The sequence below is a fragment of the Halomonas sp. SIMBA_159 genome (genome assembly GCF_046536035.1).
GTDB lineage: Bacteria > Pseudomonadota > Gammaproteobacteria > Pseudomonadales > Halomonadaceae > Vreelandella > Vreelandella venusta_A.
This window is the reverse complement of sequence record NZ_JAWJBT010001385.1, coordinates 1-243: the sequence shown is the minus strand read 5'-3', so window position 1 is coordinate 243 and position 243 is coordinate 1. Positions and strand designations below refer to the sequence as shown.

Below are 243 nucleotides of genomic sequence, written 5' to 3'. Positions count from 1 at the left end.
CGATACGAAAAAGAAGAGGGACTTCGAGTTTAGCGTATCATTGCCAACAAAAGAAAATTGCAAAGAAGTTCGGCAAGTTTTCAGGAATAAGTACAAAGTCCCTGAGGGCGGAATGTTTATAATCATTGACGATCCGGAAGATTTCCAGCTCGTTCTATGTGTTGAGATGCGCCCCACTGCCGAATACATTACGGAAATAGAAAAGAAACTACTCGAATCGTCTAATGGCTTCGATTCCGTCAA

Annotated in this window: 1 protein-coding gene; it reads left to right on the top strand. The window is 42.0% G+C overall.

The genetic code is table 11. From position 1 onward, the window contains the following. On the top strand, positions 1–243 hold a 243-nt coding region (locus R0J87_RS23790), incomplete at both ends, for a ribonuclease E inhibitor RraB (RefSeq protein WP_498889481.1).